Origin of the sequence: Blastochloris viridis, from assembly GCF_001402875.1 — a bacterium.
Taxonomy (GTDB): Bacteria; Pseudomonadota; Alphaproteobacteria; order Rhizobiales; family Xanthobacteraceae; genus Blastochloris; species Blastochloris viridis.
This window is the reverse complement of sequence record NZ_CP012946.1, coordinates 3,199,280-3,216,295: the sequence shown is the minus strand read 5'-3', so window position 1 is coordinate 3,216,295 and position 17,016 is coordinate 3,199,280. Positions and strand designations below refer to the sequence as shown.

Annotated in this window: 14 protein-coding genes, 1 tRNA gene, 1 pseudogene and 1 other annotated feature; of the genes and pseudogenes, 7 read left to right on the top strand and 9 right to left on the bottom strand. The window is 63.9% G+C overall.

Translation table 11 applies throughout. The features are described from left to right. Positions 1-425 precede the first annotated feature (425 nt). Together BVIR_RS13955 and glk are read right to left on the bottom strand one after the other, a co-directional pair. Positions 426-719 (bottom strand): SWIB/MDM2 domain-containing protein, encoded by a 294-nt coding sequence (locus tag BVIR_RS13955; RefSeq protein ID WP_210165873.1) that lies wholly within the window; start codon positions 717-719, stop codon positions 426-428. 185 nt (positions 720-904) lie between these two features. Then, entirely contained in the window at positions 905-1,879 is a 975-nt protein-coding gene (gene glk, locus BVIR_RS13950; protein WP_055038201.1) for a glucokinase, read from the bottom strand. Positions 1,880-2,384: 505 nt separating this feature from the next. On the opposite strand from glk, the gene BVIR_RS13945 reads away from it, so the two are divergent. After that, complete coding sequence (locus BVIR_RS13945) at positions 2,385-2,654, top strand: SEL1-like repeat protein (RefSeq protein ID WP_055038200.1); 270 nt, start codon at positions 2,385-2,387, stop codon at positions 2,652-2,654. A 128-nt stretch (positions 2,655-2,782) separates the two neighbouring features. Here BVIR_RS13945 and BVIR_RS13940 read toward each other — a convergent pair whose 3' ends face one another. Next, positions 2,783-3,967 (bottom strand): ISAs1 family transposase, encoded by a 1,185-nt coding sequence (locus BVIR_RS13940; RefSeq protein WP_055038199.1) that lies wholly within the window; start codon positions 3,965-3,967, stop codon positions 2,783-2,785. 139 nt (positions 3,968-4,106) lie between these two features. Between BVIR_RS13940 and BVIR_RS13935 the strand changes: the two genes are divergently transcribed. Then, a tRNA-Ser gene (locus BVIR_RS13935) sits at positions 4,107-4,200 on the top strand. A 260-nt stretch (positions 4,201-4,460) separates the two neighbouring features. Here BVIR_RS13935 and BVIR_RS16965 read toward each other — a convergent pair. Both BVIR_RS16965 and BVIR_RS13930 read right to left on the bottom strand, forming a co-directional pair. Next, complete coding sequence (locus tag BVIR_RS16965) at positions 4,461-4,832, bottom strand: hypothetical protein (protein WP_145911951.1); 372 nt, start codon at positions 4,830-4,832, stop codon at positions 4,461-4,463. A 564-nt stretch (positions 4,833-5,396) separates the two neighbouring features. Continuing rightward, positions 5,397-5,984, bottom strand: coding sequence for a TetR family transcriptional regulator (locus BVIR_RS13930; RefSeq protein WP_055038198.1), 588 nt, complete (start codon positions 5,982-5,984; stop codon positions 5,397-5,399). Between the two features lie 382 nt (positions 5,985-6,366). Here BVIR_RS13930 and BVIR_RS13925 point away from each other — a divergent pair, with 382 nt between their 5' ends. Genes BVIR_RS13925 through car form a run of 4 tightly spaced genes read left to right on the top strand, consistent with a single transcriptional unit; the run spans position 6,367 to position 14,011 of the window. Beyond that, on the top strand, positions 6,367-6,990 hold the full coding sequence (locus BVIR_RS13925) for an isochorismatase family protein (protein WP_055038197.1): 624 nt from the start codon (positions 6,367-6,369) through the stop codon (positions 6,988-6,990). Further along, positions 6,987-9,017 carry an anthranilate synthase family protein gene (locus tag BVIR_RS13920; RefSeq protein WP_082417162.1) on the top strand — a complete coding sequence of 677 codons (2,031 nt, stop codon included), beginning with the start codon at positions 6,987-6,989 and terminating at the stop codon, positions 9,015-9,017. Before BVIR_RS13925 ends, BVIR_RS13920 begins: the two co-directional genes overlap by 4 nt. Further along, positions 8,998-10,467, top strand: coding sequence for an MFS transporter (locus tag BVIR_RS13915; protein WP_055038196.1), 1,470 nt, complete (start codon positions 8,998-9,000; stop codon positions 10,465-10,467). Before BVIR_RS13920 ends, BVIR_RS13915 begins: the two co-directional genes overlap by 20 nt. Beyond that, positions 10,358-14,011 carry a carboxylic acid reductase gene (car, locus tag BVIR_RS13910; protein ID WP_335338129.1) on the top strand — a complete coding sequence of 1,218 codons (3,654 nt, stop codon included), beginning with the start codon at positions 10,358-10,360 and terminating at the stop codon, positions 14,009-14,011. Before BVIR_RS13915 ends, car begins: the two co-directional genes overlap by 110 nt. Before the next feature lie 72 nt (positions 14,012-14,083). On the opposite strand, the gene BVIR_RS13905 is transcribed toward car, so the two are convergent. Together BVIR_RS13905 and BVIR_RS13895 are read right to left on the bottom strand one after the other, a co-directional pair. After that, positions 14,084-15,315, bottom strand: a protein-coding gene (locus BVIR_RS13905) for an IS3 family transposase (RefSeq protein ID WP_145911952.1) whose coding sequence is annotated in 2 segments (ribosomal slippage) — positions 14,084-15,024 and positions 15,024-15,315 — 1,233 coding nt in all. Because the reading frame shifts where the segments join, the coding sequence is not laid out codon by codon here. Next, positions 14,915-15,031 (bottom strand) — a sequence feature (AL1L pseudoknot). It overlaps the preceding gene by 117 nt. Next, entirely contained in the window at positions 15,281-15,889 is a 609-nt protein-coding gene (locus BVIR_RS13895) for a helix-turn-helix domain-containing protein (RefSeq protein WP_055038193.1), read from the bottom strand. Before BVIR_RS13895 ends, BVIR_RS13905 begins: the two co-directional genes overlap by 35 nt. Before the next feature lie 73 nt (positions 15,890-15,962). Here BVIR_RS13895 and BVIR_RS13890 point away from each other — a divergent pair. Beyond that, positions 15,963-16,256, top strand: a pseudogene (locus tag BVIR_RS13890) (DUF3363 domain-containing protein); the annotation flags it as partial. Between the two features lie 6 nt (positions 16,257-16,262). Here the strand turns inward: BVIR_RS13890 and BVIR_RS13885 are convergent. Further along, positions 16,263-16,631 carry a type II toxin-antitoxin system RelE/ParE family toxin gene (locus BVIR_RS13885; protein WP_055038192.1) on the bottom strand — a complete coding sequence of 123 codons (369 nt, stop codon included), beginning with the start codon at positions 16,629-16,631 and terminating at the stop codon, positions 16,263-16,265. Positions 16,632-16,635: 4 nt separating this feature from the next. Then, a complete protein-coding gene (locus BVIR_RS13880) occupies positions 16,636-16,929 on the bottom strand; it encodes a type II toxin-antitoxin system ParD family antitoxin (RefSeq protein WP_055038191.1) in 294 nt (97 codons plus the stop codon). Positions 16,930-17,016: the final 87 nt, after the last annotated feature.

Here is a 17,016-nt window from a genome sequence, read left to right as displayed (position 1 = left end):
CCGTCAGCGTCGCCTCATCCTTCGAGACGCGGTCTTGCGACCGCTCCTCAGGATGAGGCGAGCTGACGGTGGTGGAAGGTCAGGCGCAAACGCCGCGGGTTTAGGGTCACGCGTATCCGCAAGAGATCGCGCTGTGCGCCGGCCCGACCTCGGTTGGCGAGGGGAGGGGATTTCATCGGCCGTCGGGTCGAAAAGACGGCCGCCGAAAACGCCGGTTCCGACCACGGATTTCGGCGAGGCTGTTTGCGATCAGCCGTGATGGTCCGGGCGCGCACCCTGGGGCTTGCCGCAGATCACCGTCCGCAAGCCGCATCAACGCCGTGCGATACGCAAGAAGCCGCAATGGCCGGGACCAGCCCGGCCATTGCGAGAGAGCCTGTGCTAAAAATCGAGAGGAAGCGCGACCGCGACCTGCCGGTTTTGCGTCACTTCAGGTGCGCGGAGATGAACTTGTTCATCTCGAACATCGACACCTTGTCCCGGCCGAACACCTTCTGCAGCTTGTCGTCGGCCAGGATCTCACGCTTGTTGGCCGGGTTCTGCAGGTTGTTGGACTTGATGTAGTCCCAGATCTTGCTCACGACTTCTGAGCGGGCCAGGGGGCCGGCGCCGACCACCGCGGCCAGTTCCGGCGAGGGCTGCATCGGCTTTTGCAGGGCGTTGGGCTTTCCGGTCTTGGTGGTGGTCGCCATCGTGTCCTCCGATTGGTCCTTTTGCATCCCGAGCCTGTCGTCGGTTGGGTTGAAACCGCATCCAGTCTCTGGTCCGGGGGTATTCCGGCGCACCGCTCGACCGTCGAGCCCGCGTCCGAATTGGCGCACCATAACGCCTTCCCGGCAGATTTGAATGCCGATCCCCCGTTTTTTGCAGTTTCGTAATGTACGCGGCTGAGTTCGGGGCCGTCTCAGCCCGCCCGCGCGATCGCCGCCAGGCCGACGAACGCCGGATCGCCATGCAGAACGACGTGAACCGGAATCGGCTGGAGGTAGGCGCGGAAGCGGCCCTTGGCCTCGAACTGCGCGCGGAATGCCGACTGCTTGAGATAATCGACCAGACGCGGGGCGATGCCGCCGGCGACGAACACCCCGCCGCGCGCCCCGAACGACAGCGCGAGATTGCCCGCCACCATGCCCAGCATGGCGCAGAAGGCGTCGAGCGTGCTGCGGCACACCGGACAGCTGCCGGCCAGGCCGGCCGCGGTGATCTCCGGCCCGGTGCGCGCGGTGTGGCAGGCGCCGTCCAGGGTGGCGATGGCGTCGTGCAGATGCACCAGGCCCGGCCCGGACAGCACGCTCTCGGCCGAGACGTGGCCGAGCTTGGCGCGCAGCACCGCGATGATGGCGTCCTCGCGCGGCGAGGTGCCGGGCAAGGTGACGTGGCCGCCCTCGGTCGAGATCACGATGCCGCCGGCCGGCGTCGGCACCAGCGCGGCAACGCCGAGGCCGGTGCCCGGCCCCAGCACCACCATCGGCGCGCCCGGCACCGAAGCCTCGCCGCCGAGCGCAAACAGGTCGCCGCCGCCGAGGTGGGGCAGCGCCCAGGCCTGGGCGGCGAAATCGTTGACCAGCCGCACCGAGCTGAAGCCGAAGGTGCGGCCGAGCTGCTGGGCATCGGCGATCCAGTCGGCGTTGGTGAAAACGGCGCGGCCGTCGTCGACCGGGCCGGCGATCGCCAGCACCGCGCGGGTGGGCGGGTGCGCCGGCGCCGCCTTGGCCAGGAAGCTCGCGATCGCCGCCGGCAGGCTGGCGTGGTCGGCCACCGCCAAACGCACGATGGGGCCGACCTTGTCGGCGCCAAACAGGGCGAAACGCGCGTTGGTTCCGCCCAGGTCGGCGATCAGCGTGGTGTTCGGCGCCGGTGCGGTGGTGGTCGCGGTCATGGCTCTCCCGCCCGAGTGGCTGGCCCGCGCCGTCCCCGCCGCCGGACGCGGGCTGGAGCAGCGGAGCGAAAATCCCGGTCCGATCAATGGCTTGATGCGAGCGCGCCGCGAAGGTAGGCCGATGACGGACATCGACCACTAGGCCAGCGGCCGCGTTGGCGCAAGATGGTGGCGCCCGCACCAAGCGTCCGGCCGATGCCGGGTTCCCTCCCCGGCATCCGGTTAATCGGACAATAACGCGCGCCGACGTATCGTTAACCGAAGCTTTCAATCCGGAAGCGCGCCGGGATCTCGCGTCCCATCACGCGCATTCCGACCGCCAAAACGCGGCGCACGCATTTAATGACAGGTAAAGACGTCGGCACGGCTTTGTCGAAAGAAGTTTTTATTAGGCAAAACGCTTAAACAGCGATTCAATTGTTGCCATCATTATAATCCTGTCGGCGCTGGGAGGCGCACGGGCAACGATGCCGGCCAGTCCGCCGGCCTTCGACGGGAGAGCACGATGGCGCGTTACGAGATCGCCGAACTGGAGACCGCCGCGATCGCCGCCGGGCAGGCGTCGGGCGACATTTTCTACCGACTGGGCCTGATGTACTCGACGGGCGCCTCGGTGAAGACCGACCGGGTGACGGCCCACAAATGGTTCAATCTGGCGGCGATGCGCGGAAATGGCGAAGCGGCGCGGCTGCGCCGGGAGCTGGCGGCCGAGATGACCGACGCCGAAATCGCGACCGCCCTGCGCGCCGCCCGTGAATGGGCCAAGACGCATTAACGGTATCCCGTGACGGCTGACGCGGTCGCGATCGGTGCAGAAACCATCGCGCCGCCGACGAACAAGCGTCCGCCACCGCGCTGCGAACGGGACAATCGCCGAGTTTGAACCAGGGCACCGAATCCGGGTTAACGCGCCCTGTGTCCGAGAACTTGGGCGCAATATTGGGGGTCCCAGCCAGCGCGCTTTCGCCTGAGCCTGAGACTTTTCTTGTCGGTGACGGCGCGCAGGAGATTGAAGGCGAAGTGGCGGACGACAGCCATGTTCCTGGCGCCGTGTCCCTTGCGCAGGCGGGACTGGTCGTCGCCGAAGGTGACGTCGAGGACCCAGTGCAGGCTGTTCTCGATCGCCCAGTGGCTTCGCACGGCCTCGGCGGCAGCGGTTGCCGAGAGCGCGGCCGAGGAGACGTAGTATCGGGTCTCGAAACGGCAGCGGTCGGCGAGCTCGGCGCGCGATGCGACGCGCACGATGGTGGCGACGTCGGGCAGCCGCAATTCGCCGGGAAAACGCCGGTCCCCCTTCAGCCAATCGACCTCGCGGGCAACCGTGACGGTGCGGCTCTCGATGCGGCCATGGCCCTTGTCGAGGTCGGTGACGCTCTCGGTCTCGGCCGCGGGCGCCTCGGCGAAGAAGCTCTCGATCTCGGCCCGCAGGGTCGGCTGGTTGGCCTTCACGGCGAGCAGATAGTCGGCCTTGGCGCCTCGGATGGCGGTGGCGATGGTCGGATTGGTGGCGATGGCGTCGATCGAGATCAGGGTGCCGTCGAGGCCGCCGGCGGCGGCGAGCCGCTCGATCAGGAGGGGGATCGCCGTGGTCTCGCTGCTCTTGTCGGCGACCGCCTCCTGGCCGAGCACCAGGCGGCGGGTGGTGGCGAACGCCGAGACGAGATGGAGCGGCGCCTTGCCGGCCCCGCGGTCGTGGCTGCGCCGCGAGGTCTTGCCGTCGATCGCGACCAGGTCCGGGCGATCCGGCCAGCTCTCCCGAACCCACGCCGTGAACGCCGCCGCGAACAGGTCCGGGTCGATGCGGTTCATCAGCAGGGTCAGCCAGCGCGCCCCCGGTACCCCGTGGTGGTAGGGCAGGAAGCGGCGCAGAAACGACAGATGCGTCTCGCCCCACTCGGCGATCCCCTCGTAGTCGTCGCAGTCCGCCAAGGTGCCGCACACCACCAAAAGCAGCACCTCCGGCAGCGGGTGAGCCACCCGCCACGCCTCGCGTGGGTCCTCGATCACCGACAGGTGGTCGAGCAGCACCTTCAGGCGCGACTTCTCAGGGACAAGCAGGGCATCAAGGCTCAGGCCATCAAGGCTCATGGCGGGGCTCCGAATCGAGGCCCCTCATCGAATCAGACCTTCCGCAACCTCGAAACCGCCGTTAACCCGAGTTCGGCGCCCTGGAGTTTGAACAGTCGCGCTTGCCAGTCTCGCCATCGTCAGGCATAGCAGGCGTGATGGAGCTGTGGCCGAGAGGCTGAAGGCGGCGGTTTGCTAAACCGTTATAGGGTCGAAAAGCCCTATCGAGGGTTCGAATCCCTCCGGCTCCGCCATTGCCGCCGATTCGACGACACAGCACGCAATCAGCGACAGCGCCGCCAAAGCCACCACACCACACGCCGAATGCGCCAATGCCGCAATGGCCAGGGCTGGATGCTCGTGGATACGCTGGCTCGGTTTCCGCCGTGCGGAAAAGTCCAGAATCCGCGAAGGCTTTCCCTCACGGTCCGCAGATAGCCCGTCGCTCGTGCGGCGCTCATCGCCAAACCACCACGGGCGACGGATTTCAGAACAGGCGAGCGCGGCAACATTTTTACCGCAGGCCGAGCCCGATCACGATCCGATCGGGCTCGCGGGGACGATTTATCCAGATCCGCACACGCGTTCGCGGCGTCGGCGTCGAGGCGCATAAGACTTCTTCGTACTCGACGGTCGAGACAACAACGACTCCCGAAGGGGTCTCCAGATCTCCATCGAAGGCCGGCGGACCATTGGGCGCGACAGAACCGGCGGCCCCAAGCGTGATCTCCGTCTCACCGTCCATTTCAGCCAGACAGCCGACAGAAATGCAGGAGGACGTCGACAGGATGAGAGGGCCTAGAACCGGCTCGGGTGGAACGCCTCCATCGCGATCCGAGATGAAGATCAGCGAGTTTGGCGGCGAGATCTTGCACGTTTCAGTCATCGGGGTTGCTTGCTCCTGAGCTGACGGGTCCAGCCTCCTTGCCGGTAGCTGCAGGCGAGGCATTGTGGATACAGCCGTTGGGGCGTGCCAAGCGGCACGAGTGCGCTAGGGAGTTGATGGTCAGGTACAAAATTTCCAGAGCCAGTGCCAGGATCGGTCTTCCCGCAGGTGTGACATCCGCGGGCGCGACCGATTTCGTTGATGGATGCTCGTTCCTCAGATGTGTAATTGCGGTCAGTACCTCGCGCTGGAATCGATTCGCACGCAAAGGGTCCCGGGCCAATTCCGACGCTCCGCAATTTATGTTCGCGTGCTTCCGCCTCACGCGCAATAGCCTCGTTTGCCGCGACCTCTCCTTCGATAGTCTCTGTCAAACTTGGAGTTGGTCGCCAGGCGGGGTCGAGTTGCTGGACAGGGCGGATCGCAGCCTGCGCCTGTGCTTCGCTTGCTGCGAGGCGGGCTTGTTGCGCAGGAGTTGCATCTGAGAATCGGCCATCACCCCGCCCTGAACTTCCTCGCGGCTCACGCGGGGCAAACCCGGGGCGGTTCAGTTACAGGTAAAAATCAAGTTTTGATAAAATTGATTCCGCCTTCCAGCAACCCGAACACATCGTCAAGCACCTCGTAATACGAAACGCCCTGCGCCTGCGGCTGTCGCCATATGTCATAGGCCGCACTTGCCGCAAACTCTAAAACTTCTGCTAAGACACTAGCCTTGATGTCCGTTCTGGGATCGACGCCAAGTCGCTCGGCAATTACGGAGACCAACTCGCCTTTGCGGGAGTGTGCTTGCTCCAGGCTCCGTGCCCGTATGAGGGGATGGGTGCGAATAAGCGCCCGCAACGTGCGGAAACGGTCGCCATCAACGCCGTAAAAGCCCTCTTCGCACCCCTTGGTAACGGTGACGGTTGCCCGTCTCAAGGCGGTGATGATCGGCTCATCGATCGGGCGCTCCTTCAGCGCCGCGACGATCTCCTCGTGCTCGACGGCATAATAATCAAGAACGACGTCCTCCTTCGACGAGAAGTAACGAAAGAAAGTCCGCGCTGACACGTCAACGTCGTTGGTGATGTCATCGATTCGAGTCTCGTCAAATCCTTTCTCCTCGAACAGCGCATATGCTGCCTCGACTAGCGCTGCGCGCAGCTCCATCTTCTTGCGTTCTCTCCGGCCAAGGGCAGAACAATCTTTCACGACTACAAAAACTCCGTGTCTTTGTGGCCCTTCGCTCCATGAAAGGCACGATCTTATTTATGTGCTAGGCGCCGCCCCGCCACCACGCATGCCGTCCGCGGAATGTCGCCTCACACGGCAATTTTAGCGGAAAAATTCCCTCGGCCACCGCCCGGCATCAAAAAATTTCTCGCAATGCCAAATGTCAGTCAATGACGGTTTTCGCTTGCCGAAATATGCCATCAGGTGCTATTTTTCCTGCGCTTGGTATCGGAAGCTCGCTTCCTCCGCAACTGGTTTGCGCAACGCCCCGCAAGTTCAAAGGCAGCCGCATTGGACCCGGAACTTAAACGAGGACGCCATGAGCGCTATACCCTCGCTGATTTCCTACCCACTGCCGTCGGGAAGCAGCCTTCCCGCCAACATCACGCATTGGAAAGTGGACATGGAACGCGCCGTTCTATTGATCCACGACATGCAGCGGTACTTTGTCGGGTTCTTTGACGACCGTATGCGCTATCTGCTGATCAATAACATCAAGATACTTCGCCAGGTTCTGGTGAGCCATAAGGTCCCGATCGCCTATTCGGCCCAGCCTGGCGGAATGAACGACACCGAGCGGGGATTGCTGAAAGATTTTTGGGGCCCCGGCATGAAAGTCGCGCCCGAGGATCGTAACGTCGTTGACGAATTGAGGCCGGAGCCGGGCGACTGGATACTGACCAAGTGGCGCTATAGTGCCTTCTTCCGGTCCGATTTACTTGCCCGGATGAAAGCTGCCCGGCGCGACCAGATCATCTTATGCGGCGTCTATGCGCATGTCGGAGTCATCGCGACCGCTGTCGATGCCTTTTCGAACGATATCAAGCCTTTCCTGGTCGCCGATGCGACGGCGGATTTTTCGGAGGACTTCCATCGCTCAACGCTCACCTATGCGGCGCAGCGTTGTGCGCATGTGACAACGGTCGAAGAGGTGCTCCCTTGACGCCCTCAAGCCGAGACGCCGACGCCCTTCTTGATGCGATTATCTCCAGCGCGCCACCGCCATATGCGTTGATCCAGCGCAATCTGGCCGATGGTGGCGCCGGCCTCATCGATGTCTTGGTTGGGGACAGCGAAATCGCCGACACGCTCGCCGATCTTGCGACCGAAATTAGCCCCCCGAACCCGGTTCTCCCGGAGCACGGGGTGCTGGCCATCGTACCGTTCCGGCAAATTCGCGAACGTGGATATGACTATATCGATGACGGCGAGGCGCTCCGCCTGATCACTATCAAAGACTGTGCGCGGTTTCCGTTAGACGAACTTCTGCGCAGGCTTCCCGATTCCAAGATCGAACTTCGCAACGAACGATACGATCTCGATGACGAAGCATATGCGGGAATCGCGCGGAAAATCATTCACGACGAAATCGGCGGGGGAGCCGGCGCGAACTTCGTCCTGAAGCGGTCTTATCTCGCCACGATCGACGGTTTCGACAATCTCACCGCGCTCTCGGTGTTCCGAAGCCTGATGATGCTTGAAACCGGAGCGTATTGGACGTTCATCGCCCACACGGGCGATCGCACGTTCGTGGGCGCCTCGCCAGAAAGGCATGTCAGCCTTTGCCATGGCGTGGCCGTGATGAATCCGATCAGCGGCACTTACCGGTATCCCCCATCTGGCCCGACGCTGGAGGGCGTCCGGTCGTTCCTCGCCGACAGCAAGGAGGCCGACGAACTCTACATGGTCGTGGATGAAGAGCTGAAGATGATGGCTCGCATCTGCGACACCGGCGGCACCATCGACGGGCCGACGATCAAGCCAATGTCCCGGCTGGCGCACACCGAATATCACATCACGGGCGCCTGCTGCCTCCGGCCGGCTGAGATCCTCAAAGAGACGCTGTTTGCCCCCACCGTGACCGGCAGCCCGCTTGAAAACGCCTGCCGCGTTATCAAGAAGCACGAGCCCCACGGGCGCGGCTATTACAGCGGGATCATCGCCCTGATCGGCCGCAACAGCGTGGGCGGTCACGCGCTCGACTCGGCGATCCTCATCCGCACCGCCGACATCAGCTGTGAAGGCCATATTCGCATCGGCGTCGGCTCGACGCTGGTGCGGGACTCCAATCCGGCCTCGGAAGCGGCGGAGACGAAGACCAAGGCATCCGGCCTGCTGCAGGCGATGACCGGCAGCGGTACCGACCAGGCTGCACCTGCGGCAGCGGCGGCCAGCCGGATTGTAGGTCAATTTGCCGAATTCGCGCGCGATGGCGTCATTTGCAGCCTCCTGGCCGCCCGCAACAGCGAGATTTCCGCATTCTGGCTCAAGGACGGCCGACAGCGCGTCCGACCGCAATTCGACCTCGCTGGGTTGAACGCGGTGATCGTGGACGCCGAGGATGCCTTCACCTCAATGATACGGCACCAGTTGCAGTCGCTCGGTCTCGGGGTGGTGGTGCGACGTTTCGATGAACCGCTCGACCCGGATCAGTTCGACCTTGTCGTGATGGGTCCCGGTCCCGGCGACCCGTGTGACGTCGGCGATCCCCGCATCGCTTCTCTCGACAACACCATAGGGACGCTGCTCGCCGAACAGCGTCCGTTTCTCGCGGTGTGCCTGAGCCATCAGGTTCTTTCCCGGAGACTGGGGCTCGATCTGCTGCGGCGCGCCCAGCCCAATCAAGGGATGCGTCGGCGGATCGATCTCTTCGGCCAGCGAGAACTCCTCGGCTTCTACAATTCGTTCAATGCGCTGTGCGCGGCCGACGAACTGACGACGCCAAACGGCAACAAGGTCGATGTCAGCCGGGATGCCGAGACGAACGAGGTCTTCGCGCTCCGCTCCAGCTTCTTTGTGTCCTTTCAGTTTCACGCGGAGTCGGTGCTCTCGCAAGACGGCGACCGGATCTTCGGCGCGCATCTGCGCAACATCGTTCGTGAAAGAGCGCCCCGCGCGACGCACTGGTCGGGACATTTCCGCGCGTTTGGGAAAGAAAGGCAGGACGCCTATGACGAACACCACCGTTGACGCGACGATCAGCCGCCAAGCCTGGCTCGGGCTCCTGACCGTCCTCGGCCCTGTTCTGCTGGTGTCGATGGATGGCTCGGTTCTGTACCTTGCAATGCCGCGCATCAGCTCCGCGATCACACCGTCGGCTGATCAAGCCCTGTGGATTCTCGACATCTATGGCTTCGTGGTCGGCTCGCTGCTGATCACCTTCGGCAACATTGGCGACCGTTTCGGTCGCCTGAGGCTGATCATCGCTGGCGCCATTCTGTTCGGCATCGGATCAACCGGCGCAGCGTTCGCGACCGATCCGGAAAGCCTCATCGCGTTCCGGGCGCTGATGGGGCTCGGCGGTGCAACCCTGCTGCCCTCGGGCCTGGCAATCGTCGCGGCGCTGTTTCCCGATCCGCGGGAGCGCGCGCAGGCCATCGGCATCTTTGCCGCGACCTTCGCAACCGGGTTTGCCATCGGCCCGATGGTTGGCGGCTTCCTGTTGCGCTCGTTCCAGTGGTGGGGCGTCGTCTTCCTGATCAACGTGCCGGTCGTCATCGCCTTCATTATCGCCGCGCCCATTACGCTGAAGGAGGTTCGGTCGAGCCGCTATGGCCGGATCGACATCCTGAGCCTGTTTCTGTCGTTTGCCGGCATTCTGCTGTTCACCTACTCGGTGAAGCGCGCCGCGGCCTACGGGGTTTCGTCCGACCAGGTCCTTGCCGGCCTCGCGGGCGTCTTGGCCCTCGGGTGGTTCATTCGGCGCCAGGGCATCCTGCAGTATCCCCTCATGGACCTCACCTTGTTCCGCGACCGGGTGTTTACGGTGGCGATTTCGGCCGGGCTTCTCTCGCTCGTGGTGTGGTCTGCGGCGGGCTACATGACGGGCCTCTATCTTCAGTTGGTCCTGCGCTATGACGTCCTCACCACGGCACTCCTGACGCTTCCGGGCGCCGCCGTTCTCACCGCGACGTGCATCTTCACCCCCCGTATCGTCGAGCGCATCGGCAGACGCGCGGGCCTGATCGCCACCTACCTGCTGATCAGCGTGGGGGTGGCGCTGCTTCTGTTCGCCACCGCCGAGCAGGGCGTTGCGGTGTTCATTGCCTCGACCATCATCGCGGGGCTGGGATATGGCATTTCGTTCAGCCTGGTCGCGGAGGTCGCCGTGTCCGCCGTGCCGGCCGAGCGCGCGGGCGCGGCGAGCGCCATCGCCGAAACCAGCAACGAACTTGGCAACGCTCTCGGCATTTCGCTGCTCGGATCGGTGGCGGCCCTGGTGTTTCGTCTCCTTGGACCCGGTGTTGCGGGAACGCTGAACGAGACCCTTGATCACCCCGGCATCAGCTCGCAGGCGATCGTCCAGGCCAATGAGGCCTTCGTCACCGCGATGCATGCCGCGATGGGCATTGCCGCGGGGGTCATGCTCCTTGTCGGCGTCCTGGCCATTCTCTGGCTCCCGAGAAAGCTGCCCGAATAGTCGCAGCACGAAACGAACCGCCGCACAACTTGGGCCTTCGTCAGCGTCCCACATCGACCCTTGCAGGAAGGATGATGCCATGCGTCTTGCCCGAACGGTCGACCAAGTGATGTCCAGATTTGCCGATCGCCCGGCGATCGGCGAGCGGCCCAGACGTCCGGTCCGCAACGATGCGACGTCGCAAACCGTGCTCGACGACGCGCGGTCATACGACACCATCACCTATCGGGAGCTATGGGGGCGGGCGAACGCCATCGCCGCCGAGTTCCAGCAAAACGGGGACCACGCCCTGAGGCCTGGCGAGAGGGTGGCCTTCCTCGCCTTCACCAGCGGCGATTATGCGGCGATCGACCTTGCGTGCATCCGGCTGGGAGCGGTGACCGTTCCGCTCCAGACCACCGCGTCCGGCGCCGAGCTTGGTGCCATTGTCGCTGAAACCGAACCGGCAATTCTCGCGGTGAGCCCACAATACCTCGATGCCGCGATCAAGCTTGCGCTTGCCGGCCCATCGGTTCGGCGCGTCGTGGTGTTCGATTTCCATCCGCAGGTGGACGAACACCGCGACGCCTTCGAGGCCGCGATGGACATCCTCCGCCGGAATGCTGGCTGCGCCCTGACGCCGCTGGCGGAGGTCCTGGAACAGGCCGCCGGATTGCCGGGAGCGGCGTGGCCGGCGGACGACGATGCCAACGACCCCTTGGCGATGCTCATCTATACCTCGGGAAGCACCGGGTCGCCGAAGGGTGCGATGTACACCGAGACGCTCGCTGGCGGCATGTGGGGCGGGTCCTGGTCGCGAATATTCTCCGACGAACGCGCGAAGAGCATCCATTACATGCCGATGAGTCACGTTGCGGGGCACTCGGCACTGAAGAACACCCTGGCACGCGGTGGCACCTGCTACTTCACGTCGCGTAGCAACCTTTCCAGCCTTCTTGAAGACATCGCGCTGGCAAAGCCGACGGAACTGTCGCTTGTGCCGCGGGTGTGCGAAATGCTGTACCAGCGCTTTCACAGCGAAATGGCCAAGCGGCTCTCGCAGGGAGGGGAGGAGGCCGCCCTCGAAGCTGCCATCATGGAGGAGATGCGCACCGACATTCTCGGTGGCGATGTTAAGTGGGCGAGCTGCAGTTCGGCGCCGCTCTCGCGCGAGCTCAAGACCTTCACCGAGAGGTTGCTCGGTGTCGAGCTCCACAACGTCTACGGCTCCACCGAAGCAGGCGGCATCTGGGTCGACAACAAGCTGTTGCGACCTCCGATCACCGACTACAAGCTCATCGACGCTCCGGAGCTTGGCTATCACCTCACGGATCGGCCGTTCCCGCGGGGCGAGCTTCTGCTTAAGACCACCTCGATCATCCCCGGCTACTACCGACGCCCGGACCTGGCCGAGGAGCTATTCGACCCCGAGGGCTTCTACCGGACCGGCGACATCGTTGCAGAGACCGGGGAAGGCGAATTGCACTTCGTCGATCGCCGCAAGAACGTTATCAAGCTTGCCCAGGGCGAGTTCGTTGCCACGGCCAAGCTGGAAACAGTCTTCACCGCCAGTCCGCTCATTCGCCAGATCTTCATCCATGCCCGCAGCGAGTGGTCGAGCCTGCTTGCCGTTGTCGTTCCTGCGGCCCACATCCTCGGCCAGTTCGCCGAGCTGGAGCACGAGCTCAAGCGCCTGATCCACGAATCCTTCCGGGAGATCGCCAGGAAGGAGCAGCTCAGGCCCTACGAAATCCCGCGCGACTTCATCATCGAGCACGAGCCGTTCAGCCAACAGAATGGCTTGCTGTCGGACCATGGCAAGCCGATGTGGCCCAAACTCCGGGCGCGGTATGCCGCCGAGCTGGACAAGCTCCATGGCGACATCTCGTCTCGGGAGATCGAGAAGCTGCGGGATATCTACCGGAACCGCAGCGGGCAGACCGTCATCGAGACCGTCCAACAAGCTGTTCAAAGCATCTTTGGCAGCTCCGATATCGACGTCAAACCCACCGATTACTTCCGCGATCTCGGCGGCGATTCACTATCGGCTGTCCAGCTCTCGATCGTCCTTGAGGAGGCTTTCGATACGCGGGTTCCAATCGACATGATCATCAGCCGGGGGACGGACCTCAAAAGCCTCGCCGATTACATCGAGCAGAAGCGGCAGAAGGGCACCGATCGCCTCTCCGTCTCGTCCGTTCATGGTGTCGGCGCGACCGCCTACCATGCCAGCCAATTGACTTTGGATAAGTTTATTGCCCCGGCGGTGCTTGAACGCGCTGCCGCGCTTCCCGGTTCCGATGCGGCTCGACAGACGGTGTTGCTGACGGGCGCCAGCGGCTTTCTTGGGCGCTTCCTGTGCCTGACGCTGCTCACCAGCCTCGCCAGTACCGGCGGAAGGCTGATCTGCCTTGTTCGCGGAAAGGATAGGGCCGCAGCCTACGAGCGGCTCGCGAGTGCCTTCGAAGGACACGATCCGCGTCTGCGACATGAGTTTCGCCGCCTGTCGGCGCGGCATCTGGATGTCATTGCCGGCGACATCGCGCTCCCCCAACTCGGCCTCGACAACGATACCTGGGAGCGGTTATCCGGCGAGGTCGATGCGATCGTCCACGCCGGAGCCCTGGTCAACCACATCCTGCCCTACAGCCAGCTATTCGACGCGAATGTGCTTGGCACAACGGAGTTGATCGAACTGGCGTTGACCGGCCGGCTGAAGGAATTCGTCTTCATCTCCAGTATCGCGGTCGCTGCGCCGTCCGAGGGGCGCAACGCTCTCGATGAGGAGGGAGATATCCGGCAATCGCTTGCGAGCATGACCATCGACCGTGCCTATGCGAGCGGCTACGCCACCAGCAAATGGTCCGGCGAGGTGCTGCTGCGCGAAGCGCACGAGAAATTCGGCCTCCCCGTGACCGTCTTCCGGTCGAGCATGATCCTTGCGCACCGCGATTTCGAGGGGCAGATCAATCTGCCGGATGCGTTCACGCGCCTGCTTCTCAGCGTGATACTCACCTCGCTGGCGCCGCGGAGCTTCTATCGCACCGATGCGGCAATTCCGCCATCGAGGGCGCACTATGACGGCCTGCCGGTGGATTTCACCGCGAACGCTATCGTCACCTTGGGCCTCGGCTACCAATACGGCTATCGCACCTACAGCCTTGTCAATCCTCACGACGATGGCGTCTCCCTCGACACCGTGGTCGGTTGGCTTGAAGAGTCGGGCCACCGAGTTCGGCGCATATCCGATTACAAGGCGTGGCTCGAAGCTTTCGGCAATGCGTTGCGGGCGTTGCCGGCGCACAGTCAAAAGCACTCGGTGCTGCCGCTTTTGCATGGATACGAAAGGCCGCTCGACCCGGTCTCCGGCTCGCTGGTTCCGTCGAGCGAGTTCGAGCGGGCAGTGGCAAAAGCGCGTCTGCGGCTGGGAAAGATCCCGCAACTCTCGAAGTATTTGATAGTCATGTATATTTCCGAGCTGTTGAAGATGGGTCTGATCCCGGAGACATCAAGCTCAACCATGTTGTCGCCCCTGGCGCCAAGCCGCTCGTTCGATGTTGTATAGGCGAAGGCTCTTGCATGACGCGAAGGCCGCGACTGAACCGCCCCGGGTTTGCCGGAGGCGTTTTGGCTTGAGTTACGCGGCCATCGCTGTCTCTTCCAGCATGGCATAGTAGCGCGCCTCGGCTTCGGCCGGCGGAATATTGCCGATCGGCGCCAGCAGGCGGCGGTTGTTGAACCAGTCGACCCATTCCAGCGTGGCGAACTCGACGGCCTCGAACGACCGCCACGGTTCCTTTCGATGGATAACCTCGGCCTTGTAGAGGCCATTGATGGTCTCGGCGAGCGCGTTGTCATAGGAGTCGCCGACGCTGCCGACCGAGGGCTCGATGCCCGCCTCGGCCAGGCGCTCGGTGTAGCGGATGCTGACGTATTGCGATCCGCGATCCGAATGGTGCACCAGGCCGGCCTTGCGGGCGGGCCGCCGGTCATGAAGCGCCTGCTCCAGCGCATCCAGCACGAAGCTGGCGTGCGCCGTGCGGCAGACGCGCCAGCCGACGATGCGGCGGGCGTAGGCGTCGATCACGAAGGCGACGTAGACGAAGCCCGACCACGTGCTGACGTAAGTGAAGTCGGAGAGCCAGAGCATGTTTGGCGCCGGAGCATGGAACACCCGGTTGACGTGGTCGAGCGGGCACGGCGCCGCCTTGTCTGGCACCGTCGTCCGCACCGGCTTGCCGCGAATGACGCCGCGCAATCCCATGTCCTGCATCAGGCGCTCGACGGTGCAGCGCGCGACGTCGAAGCCCTCGCGCACCATCTGCCGCCAGACCTTGCGCGCACCATAGACCTCGAAGTTCTCGGCGAAGACGCGGGCAATCTCAGGACGCAAGGCCTGGTCGCGCTTTGCCCGCGCCGAGAGCTTCGCCGGATCGGCCCGCTTGGCGACATGGTCATGGTAGGTCGAGGGGGCGATCGGCAGCACCTTGCAGATCGGCTCGACCCCGTGGACCTCGCGGTGATCGTCGATGAACGCGATCATGTCTTGGACCGGCGGTCGAGCTCCGCCATCGCAAAATACGCCGACGCCTTGCGCAGGATCTCGTTGGCCTGCCGCAGCTCCCGGTTCTCCCGCTCCAGGGCCTTGAGCTTCTCGGCGACGTCGCTGGGCACGCCCACCCGCTTTCCGGCGTCGACCTCGGTCTTCCGGATCCACTCGTTCAGGGTCTGCGGCGTGCAGCCGATCTTGGTGGCGACCGACACCACCGCCGCCCAGCGCGAGGGGTGCTCACGCTCGTGATCCAGCACCATCCGCACCGCCCGCGATCGAACCTCAGGAGAAAACTTGCTGCTCGTCTGCTTGCTCATGGCTCCACCTTCTCAGGAGTTGGAGCCTCCGGCAAACCCGGGGCGGTTCAGCGTCGACAAAATAGAGCGGCGCCTCGGGGCCGGCGGCGTCCATCAGCGGCTTGAGCGTAGCGTCGAGGAAAGCCTGCTGCACCAAAGCGTCGGCCTTGGCCGGCACGCACTTCGGCTTCTTGTAGACAAAGCCGAGCCGCAGCAAGAGCTTGGCCATCGCGTGGGGCGTATAGTCCACCGCGAAGGAAGTGCGGACAAAGGCGCAAGCCTCCTTGGCAGTCTGGGGAACCTCGTCAGCGATCCAGGCCGACAGCTTCGCCTGCTGGGCGGCATCCAGCGGCGAGCACCGCCCGACATAGGCCAGCGCCTCCACCCCGGCTCGGCCGCGCTCGGCATAAAGCGCCCGGTGCTCCAGAACCGTGCTCTCGTTGAGATAGAGCGCGGCGGCGATCTGCGCCGGCGTCCAGCCATCGTCGAGCAGCAGCAATACGTTCACCCGCCGATGCACCGCGCTGTTGATCTGCCGGCGCATCAGCTTCAGGAAATACGATCGGTCCTCAGCCGTCAGAACCAGCCCTGCCATGCCGACAGGGAATCACCAAACCCGCGCCAGGAAAACCGAAAAATCCAAATCCTTCGGAGTCGCGGTATATGACCTCCTCGGCACGCTCCGGCAGCGCGAGTTGGACGCGCTCGGCCAGAGGCTCGCCGGCGAGATGAACATGCCGTTCCAGCAATCCGCCGGCGGCGAGTTTGTCGCCGGGACCTATCGCCAGCGCTTCGCGCTGTCCTCCGGCCGCTTCGCGAGGATCGGCGATGGGCTGGGCTTCAAGCTGGTGCTCTGGACGCCTTCGGTCGAGAAGCACATCGATCAGCACATCTCGGGCGTCGCCCGCGCCGATGGCGGCGTCGACTGGTCCTTCGGCCGCAGGCGCGGGCTCGGCTTGTGAGGCGGGCTATCCATCGCCGTAGTCGGTCGGGAGATGCCGTTCGATCTCCATAGCGTCGTGCAGCACACGCCCGACGCCGATCAGATCCAAACGGGCGAAGCGATAGAGCAGCAGATGACGCGGCCGCCGAACGACGCCGCTCTCGTGTCGCGCTCGATCCCGGCTATGGCGCAGATGGTAGCTTCGCACATTCGCGCCGAGTTCTGGACGCGCGACGCTGCCGGTTCGCTCCGGCTCAGTGGCCAGTTCACGTAGCGCGATGATGAGCAGACGTTCGTATCGCAGCCGGGCCAGCTCCCCGAAATGCTCGTGCGTCCATTCGAGAATCTCGACGAGATCGGCGCGCGCCGACGCGGACAGGCGAAAGTCGGCCATCCCGTCAGGCGCTGGCTTTGCGCGCCCGCACCGCGGCCTCACGCCCAAGACCGCCGATATAGTCCTCCAGCCTGTCGACCGGCACATCGTCGAACCGGCCTTCGTCGAGATCGGCGAAGCCGACGCTGGCAGCCTCGCGCAGCGCCTTGAGCTTTGCGGCCTCCCGCTCTTCCCGCTGCTCGATCATGCGCAGGCCCTCGCGCATCACCTCGCTGGCGTTCTGGTAGCGGCCGGACTTCACCAGCCGGTCGATGACCTTTTCATGATGATCGGTCAGGACGACATTGCGTGTCGGCATGACGGGGACCTCGCTGTTCGATTCCGATGCCCGACCATAGCACGCATGGCATATTATGCCAATGACGGCAGGTCGCACCCGGCGGGT

Excerpts from the sequence above, each read along its gene's own strand:
- BVIR_RS13955 (WP_210165873.1), bottom strand. The coding sequence starts at position 719 with ATGCAAAAGGACCAATCGGAGGACACGATGGCGACCACCACCAAGACC.
- glk (WP_055038201.1), bottom strand. The coding sequence starts at position 1,879 with ATGACCGCGACCACCACCGCACCGGCGCCGAACACCACGCTGATCGCC.
- BVIR_RS13945 (WP_055038200.1), top strand. The coding sequence starts at position 2,385 with ATGGCGCGTTACGAGATCGCCGAACTGGAGACCGCCGCGATCGCCGCC.
- BVIR_RS13940 (WP_055038199.1), bottom strand. The coding sequence starts at position 3,967 with ATGAGCCTTGATGGCCTGAGCCTTGATGCCCTGCTTGTCCCTGAGAAG.
- BVIR_RS16965 (WP_145911951.1), bottom strand. The coding sequence starts at position 4,832 with ATGACTGAAACGTGCAAGATCTCGCCGCCAAACTCGCTGATCTTCATC.
- BVIR_RS13930 (WP_055038198.1), bottom strand. The coding sequence starts at position 5,984 with ATGGAGCTGCGCGCAGCGCTAGTCGAGGCAGCATATGCGCTGTTCGAG.
- BVIR_RS13925 (WP_055038197.1), top strand. The coding sequence starts at position 6,367 with ATGAGCGCTATACCCTCGCTGATTTCCTACCCACTGCCGTCGGGAAGC.
- BVIR_RS13915 (WP_055038196.1), top strand. The coding sequence starts at position 8,998 with ATGACGAACACCACCGTTGACGCGACGATCAGCCGCCAAGCCTGGCTC.
- car (WP_335338129.1), top strand. The coding sequence starts at position 10,358 with ATGAGGCCTTCGTCACCGCGATGCATGCCGCGATGGGCATTGCCGCGG.
- BVIR_RS13895 (WP_055038193.1), bottom strand. The coding sequence starts at position 15,889 with ATGGCAGGGCTGGTTCTGACGGCTGAGGACCGATCGTATTTCCTGAAG.
- BVIR_RS13885 (WP_055038192.1), bottom strand. The coding sequence starts at position 16,631 with ATGGCCGACTTTCGCCTGTCCGCGTCGGCGCGCGCCGATCTCGTCGAG.
- BVIR_RS13880 (WP_055038191.1), bottom strand. The coding sequence starts at position 16,929 with ATGCCGACACGCAATGTCGTCCTGACCGATCATCATGAAAAGGTCATC.